This is a genomic window from Pseudolactococcus laudensis (assembly GCF_013449735.1).
Lineage (GTDB): Bacteria > Bacillota > Bacilli > Lactobacillales > Streptococcaceae > Pseudolactococcus > Pseudolactococcus laudensis.
This window is the reverse complement of record NZ_JACBNY010000040.1, coordinates 1-7,318: the sequence shown is the minus strand read 5'-3', so window position 1 is coordinate 7,318 and position 7,318 is coordinate 1. Positions and strand designations below refer to the sequence as shown.

The 7,318-nt window shown below is 37.9% G+C and carries 6 protein-coding genes; all 6 read right to left on the bottom strand.

Annotation, left to right across the window (positions count from 1 at the left end; translation table 11 throughout):
- Window positions 1-122: 122 nt before the first annotated feature.
- On the bottom strand, window positions 123-1,487 hold the full coding sequence (locus HZR21_RS11005) for a hypothetical protein (RefSeq protein WP_180747655.1): 1,365 nt from the start codon (window positions 1,485-1,487) through the stop codon (window positions 123-125).
- Window positions 1,488-1,521: 34 nt separating this feature from the next.
- Window positions 1,522-2,466, bottom strand: a complete 945-nt coding sequence (locus HZR21_RS11000) for a DUF6574 domain-containing protein (protein ID WP_180747654.1) — start codon at window positions 2,464-2,466, stop codon at window positions 1,522-1,524.
- A 228-nt stretch (window positions 2,467-2,694) separates the two neighbouring features.
- Entirely contained in the window at window positions 2,695-3,975 is a 1,281-nt protein-coding gene (gene aroA / locus HZR21_RS10995; protein ID WP_180747653.1) for a 3-phosphoshikimate 1-carboxyvinyltransferase, read from the bottom strand.
- Window positions 3,976-3,999: 24 nt separating this feature from the next.
- On the bottom strand, window positions 4,000-5,103 hold the full coding sequence (locus HZR21_RS10990) for a prephenate dehydrogenase (protein ID WP_180747652.1): 1,104 nt from the start codon (window positions 5,101-5,103) through the stop codon (window positions 4,000-4,002).
- Window positions 5,104-5,137: 34 nt separating this feature from the next.
- The gene (gene aroC, locus HZR21_RS10985; protein ID WP_003137106.1) at window positions 5,138-6,304 is read right to left on the bottom strand and encodes a chorismate synthase; all 1,167 of its coding nucleotides are present in this window, start codon (window positions 6,302-6,304) and stop codon (window positions 5,138-5,140) included.
- Between the two features lie 123 nt (window positions 6,305-6,427).
- The gene (locus HZR21_RS10980) at window positions 6,428-7,102 is read right to left on the bottom strand and encodes a bifunctional ornithine acetyltransferase/N-acetylglutamate synthase (RefSeq protein ID WP_310592576.1); all 675 of its coding nucleotides are present in this window, start codon (window positions 7,100-7,102) and stop codon (window positions 6,428-6,430) included.
- Window positions 7,103-7,318: the final 216 nt, after the last annotated feature.

Sequence of the window (7,318 nt, the reverse complement as noted above, 5' to 3'; positions counted from 1 at the left end):
AGGGTCTCCTTTTAAACTTAATTTTTCAAGATAGTCGCTATCTCCAAATAAATTCATCTTCAATACCTCGTTAGCTTATTTTTAATCTATTATACCTCTTTTCATACGTTTTTAGAGGTGCCCTATACCGCATCAATATCAAGGTAATTTGACCAAGTTGAGCCATATGTTTTAGACAAATCAGAGAGAACGACAGCATCTTTATAGATTTTGACGTTTTGATAGCCAAAATAGGTATAAATCTCTTTTGTCTCAACATCGCCTTTTTTCTTGTTGTCCCAAGTATCATCTTTTACCCAAGTTTGTGTTTTTGTGATTTTGTATGTGATGACTAATGACAAGCGTGTTTCATCATCATAACTATCTTCAGAAAATTTGATAAAATATTTTTGTGGTTCAATCTTATAAGTTAAGTCATAAGAGCCATATTCACCAGCAGGTTTATCTTTATAATCTTCTTTCACTAACTCAGGGATTTTGCTGTATAAAGTATCAACTTTACTTTTGTCATTGATATCTTTTAAACCGGAAACTTTGACTTCAAAAGTTTTATCAGTGACGGATTTACCTTCTGTCAATAATGTGTCTATATAGTCTTGCGTGAATTCAAATTCTAACTCATCGCCGTTAGACAAAGTACCTGATTTATCATTTGAGATGATCTCAAATTTATTGTCGTCATACTTAACACTACCATTGCCATTATAGCCTGAGAATGTGATTTTCCCTTTAGTTAAAGAACTTGCTGATACTTTCTTAGTTTTTTTGAGGCCTTTAACTGTGTAAGTTTTATCAACTGCTTTTAAAGGGGTTCCTTTTCCTGGTTTGATTTTAAAGGTTACCTTGTCACCATTTTTTAAATTCGATCCGGCATCAAAGGTTATACTTAAATCACTTATCCAATCCATCAGTTTAGTCGCTTTCGCACGATATTTAGTATTGGTTAAATTCCCAGAAAGAGAATTCATACTGATTAGTTGATGCGATTCAGCTTTAGAAAATCCTGCTTTGGCTGCTAATTTTTCTGTGATAATCTGATGAACTTTATCAGAATTATAAGTTGCAGTACCATAGCCGTCATAGCCTGAGAAAGTCACTTTAATATCTTTTGTAACATCAACAGGTCTTGTTTTTACAAATCCAAAAATCCCAGCAGCTACGACAAGGACAGCTACAATTGCAACAATCAACTTAGTCGGAACTTTTTTCTTAGTCGCAGGTTTACTAGGTTGTGACACTTGGTCCTCTGTCAGTTGTGTAATATTCTTGATTTTTTCAGAAGTTTTCTCAACTGTTTTATCTGAAACTGGCACTTGTCTTTCTGATGCAGTTTCAGATACCGTATCGGGATTCTCAACAGTTAATCCAGCAATTTTTTTAATTTGTTTTGGGTCAAAATCATTTTTTTTGGCCTGTAAAAATTCTTGAGGTGTCAATTCTCGACCAACAATTGCTTTAAAAAGTTTGGCGTATTTTTCTTTTTTCATTTGGCTTTCCTCTCAAGTGATCACAGCAGAAAATTTACATTGTAAATGCTGATTTAAAGGTAATTGTTGTGAAAATCAATACTAGAATAAATGTAATCACAAATATAATTGCGCCACATGTCATCAGTGCTAATAATTTCGCATAAAAATCATCAAGTTTTAAATTGTTCTTAGCTGTCAAAATGATATAGTACAATGCAATACTAATAATAGATAATGCTAAGATAAAAACAATGTATGATAGCATATTCAAACGAATTAACGATAAAATAGAAGCAACGACAACCAAGAATGCTGCTGGAATAAATAAACTGGTGTATTTATCTACAACATTTGAAAAAGTTAACGGTGATTTAAGTACTTTCAATGCTACCCAAGTTGCAAAAACCAAAGTCAAGATAAAGAGTGCTGCTGCAAATAATAAGGCAATAAATGTTCCAAAACCGACAGGATTTGTCGAGCTAATGCCGGCATAATCACCAAATTCTGGGAAATTAGAATTGAGAACTGTTTTTTCATAAAATGCGTGTAAATTCAAGGTTGATGACAAAGATGCAAACAGAACAATAATGCCTAATGTCAAATAAGAATAAATAGAATTAAAACCACTTGCCTTACTCATTGGGCGTTTCAGCGTATCGAGTACCCATGCAAAATAATTAGAGGCAACTTGTACGCCATCTGCAATGACCTGATTATCCTTCAATTTTTCGATTACTTCTTTTTCTTTTTCCTTAAAAGCAGCAGTTTTAGTTTCTGTTGCTGACGCAACACTTTCTTCATCAGAATTTTTAACTGGTGTAACAGTTTCCTCTGATTCAACTCCTTTTTCTGAAATAGTTTCCTCAACTACCTCAGCTGCCTCGGCTAATTCTTCATCTGAAAATTCACCTGCAGCAAGTGCTTTGGCAATTTCTTCCTCATTCGGTGTTCTCGAATGAATAGCCTCAAAGTATTCAATCCAATCTGTTTTGTTCATATGGCGCCTCCATAAAATTTTTTTTGCCGAAATAAAATCAAATAATAACGAAATAAATCAATCGACCATTCTAATTATAGTCAATATTTAATGAAAATTCAAGTTTTTGTTGAATTTAATTTTTTATTAATATTATATGATAAAATTATAACATAAAAAGGCATTAAATGCCCTTTTTTATATCTATTAAATGATTGATTGATTAGCTCACTCAGTATCAGCAACATTTTAAAGAATCAAATGCGATAAATCCTCGAAGAATGCCGGATAAGAAGTTTGAATTGCCTCTGAGCGTTCAAGAATTACATCGCCGTCAGTGACTAATAATGCCGCAACTGCTGCTGTCATACCAATACGATGATCACCTTGCGTATTAATTGTTGCACCATTTAAGTTCGTTTTTCCTTTGATAATCATGCCATCATCAGTTGGTGTAATATCAGCACCCATGTCATTTAGCATATCAGCGACTACCTGAATTCTGTCAGTTTCCTTGACTTTTAACTCTTCAGCATCTCTAATCACTGTCGTACCATTAGCTTGCGTTGCAAGAAGTGCAATAACCGGCAACTCATCAATCAAACGGGGAATAATATCACCTGATATTTCAGTAGGGGTCAACTGAGAAGTTCTGACTGTCAAAGTGGCTGACTTAGCAACTTCATCCACATCAGAAAGAGTTAAATCACCACCCATGGCTTGGATGACCTCAATAATGCCTGTTCGTGTCTCATTAATCCCTACGTTCTTTAGGGTAATTTCACTGTTAGGTACAATTAAACCTGCTACCAAGAAAAAGGCTGCACTTGAAATATCACCAGGGACCGTTACATCAGTCGCTGTAAAGCTTTGCCCACCTTTGATGCGAATTTCTTTACCGTTAACAGAAATTTCACCACCAAATTGTTGAATCATGTCCTCAGTATGGTTACGTGTCTTTTCTTTTTCAGTGATAACTGATTCACCGTCTGCCTGTAAAGCTGCAAAAATCAAGGCAGACTTAACCTGAGCTGAAGCGACTGGTAAAGTATAGTTAATCGGTGTCAAATGATTAGAACCTGTGATTTTAAGCGGTGGTAGATCGCGTTCTGTTTGCCCTGAAATATCTACTCCCATTTGGCGCAGTGGTTTCGTCACACGATCCATTGGACGTTTTGAGAGTGAATCATCACCGAACATCTCCGCAGAAAAAGGCTGTCCAGCCAAAACACCTGAAATCAAGCGAATTGAGGTGCCTGAGTTTCCCATATCTAATCGTTCTTGAGGGGCACGTAAGCCATCAAAGCCAACACCATGGACAACAACCTCATCGCCCTTATCCTCAATGGTCACGCCGAGTTCACGGAAAACGGCCATAGTCGAAAGGACATCCTCGCCACGTAAGATATCATGTACTCTAGTTGTACCTTTAGCGAGAGCGCCAAACATAATCGAGCGGTGGCTGATTGATTTATCGCCAGGTACTTTTAGCTTGCCGCTAAGTCCCGTCGCATTTGTTTGCAATTTCACTGTTATCTCCTCTTTTTCCTTCTTTTACTGGTAAACATCATAACTGGAATTTTCCAAAATCAAACGTTTTGCGGTTGCCTGGTCATTTTCTGTCTTGAAAGTAATCTGCAAAACACCGTTAATTTCAACGCGTGTTTCATTGATCTTGATGTTGATAATGCTGAGATCATGCCCTGCAAAATACCCCAAAACTTCGTGAATCACGTCCGACTTATCCGGCACACTGATAAAGAGATCGTAGAAATTTTCCATAGCCCCTTTGTGAATGGGCATCTGAGCTCTGAGCTTGCGTGCATTGTCGAAAAAATCCCAGATTTCAGCGCTCTGTCTTTGCAGCATCAACTGCTTAACATCTGCTAATTTCTGGCTGAATTGATCGATTTGATAGACGATATTATCTGGATTAGACATTAAAATTTCAGTCCACATATCAGGCGAGCTTTCTGCTATCCGAGTCATGTCTCTAAACCCACCTGCCGCTAGATTTTCAGTAAAGGGCATGATAGCTGCAAAATCATGTGCGTTATCTACTAAACTCGCTGCGACAACGTGTGGGAAATGACTGGTAACAGCCGTCATCGCATCATGCTCTTTTGCTGTGAGTTCGATAAATTTTGCCCGTGTGTTGACAAGGACTCCTTTAAGTTCTTCAAAATCTGCTGGTTGTGATAAAGCCGACGTCGTTAAAATGTAATAGGCATTTTCAAATAAAAGTTCATCCGATGCAATGACACCTGACTTATGTGAACCCGCCATAGGATGTCCACCGATAAATCGAATGGCCTTGCCTTTGAAAATTTCTTCAGCAGCTGTGACAATTTCAAGTTTGGTCGAGCCTGAATCTGAAATCAGGACATTGTCTTTCAGAGGTAATGTCGCTAAGGTTTTCAAAAATTGGATAGAGAGTTGAACTGGAAAGTTCAAGATAATCACATCCGCTTTGACAGCTAATGCGTCAAAATCATCGGACACTTCGTCCACAATCCGCTCTTGAATGGCAAAGTATCGCGGTGCTTGACTGCGATTATAAGCAGCAACATGATAGTCAGGATGACCTGATTTGATTGTTCGCGCAAGCGAGCCACCAATGAGCCCTAAGCCTGCAATTAAAATATTTTTTTCTGGCATCTATTTATCTCCACCATGTTACCTGAAATAATGTTTAAAACCCTTTAATATAGTCGTTATGACGTGCGATATTTTCCTTAAGTTCAGCCATATTATCTGAGGCAAATTTTTCTAAAATTTCTGCTGCTAAAACGGTCGCAACAACGTGTTCCGCAACCACTGCCGCTGCCGGCACTGCGGTCGGGTCGGAACGTTCAACTTGTGCTTGATAAGGCGCATGATTTTCGGTATCAACTGACATCAAGGGTTTGTAGAGGGTTGGGATAGGTTTCATGACACCCCGAACAACTACTAATTCACCATTGGTCATGCCGCCTTCAAAACCACCGAGGTTATTTGATTTACGGGTATAACCGTCAGTTTCTGACCAGACGATTTCATCCATGATCTTGCTGCCTGGTTGATAGGCTGCTTGAAAACCAACACCAAATTCAACGCCTTTAAAAGCATTGATAGAGACGACTGCTTGGGCGATTTTGGCATCTAATTTTCTGTCCCATTGAACATATGAACCAAGGCCGACTGGTAGACCACCCGCAACAACTTCAACAACACCACCGATGGTATCACCATCTTTTTTGGTTTTATCTACTAAATCTTTAATATCTTGTTCACGCTCTGGATTAACGATAGAAACTTCTGATTCGCTAGCACGTTGACGAATTTCTGCAACTGTTAGATTATCAGGTACATCAACTTCAATGCCACCAAAAACCGTCACATGACTGGCAACGTCAATATCAAGTTCAGCCAAAAGGCGTTTTGCCACGGCACCGATTGCCACTCTCATTGTTGTTTCTCGCGCACTCGAGCGCTCTAAAACATTTCGCAAATCATTAAAACGATACTTCATACCACCGACTAAATCGGCATGGCCTGGACGTGGTTTAGTCAGCTTGCGCTGTGATTTGAATTTGTCTTCGACATCATCAGCACCCATGATGTTGGTCCAATTTTTAAAATCTTTGTTAGTAACGTTTAACGTGATAGGGCTACCCATGGTCACGCCGTGGCGAACACCAGATGTAATTTCGACTTGGTCGCTCTCGATGAGCATGCGCCCTCCACGACCATAACCACCTTGGCGACGTTTCAGCTCAACGTTAATATCTTCAGAACTCAAAGGTAGTCCTGCAGGTACTCCCTCAATAATAGCCGTTAAACGCGGCCCGTGACTTTCTCCAGCTGTAAAATATCTCATCATCGTTCTCCAATTTTCGCAATATTACTACAATTATAACAAAAAAACAGGTTTGGCGCTACTTTTCACAATGAGACTTTCAAAGATTCTAGTGTCATTAAAGCTTTAGTCGCTCTCTAGGTATCAGGTTTGATAATAGCTATTAATTTCGATATAGGACTCCGTAAGATCACACCCATATACTTTATGATTAAGTTCTCCTGTATTCATCTCAATCTTAATTTTGATATATTTTTCTTGTTTCAAATATAACCGAATTTTTCCGATATTTTCAACTATTTCCTTCTCGCTTTCAAATATTTTATGCGAACCAAAATAAATAATGATATCTTTTTTACTTAATAAAATATCACTTGTCTTTCCGATTGCCATGACAATTCTGCCCCAATTAGGGTCTCCGCCATATACAGCGGTTTTGACAAGCGGCGAATTAACAATTGACTTTCCAATTTTCTTAGCCTCTTGTTTAGAAACACATTTAGAAATTTCTACTTCAATTAAATGCTCAGCACCTTCCGCATCTTCTAAAACACTTTTAGCTAACTCTAAGCATAGTTCTGATAAGGTCTCTGAAAACTCTGCCAAGTCAACAGCAATGCTATTATTTGCCATTAGAGCAACAGTATCACTAGTTGAAGTATCTGTATCAACGCTGATACTGTTGAAAGATTCTGAAACACTTCGCGAAAGCAACTCGTCAATTTTATTTTCTGGAATTATTGCGTCTGTCAAAATATAGACCAACATTGTTGCCATATTAGGTTCAATCATGCCGGAGCCTTTAGCGATTCCTAAAATTGATGACTCTCCTACTTTTCAAGAGACAATTTTTAACTTCTTATCTGTCGTCATGATAGCATTGGCAAAATCAAGCAGATTAGATTCGGATGGTTCTGTTGCAAAGTTTTCCAAAAAATCTATTTTAGTGTAAAATTGAGAAAAAAGACAGAGAGGACAGAGTAATGAATCATTTTAAAGGCAAACAATTCAAAAAAGACGTCATTATTGTCGCTG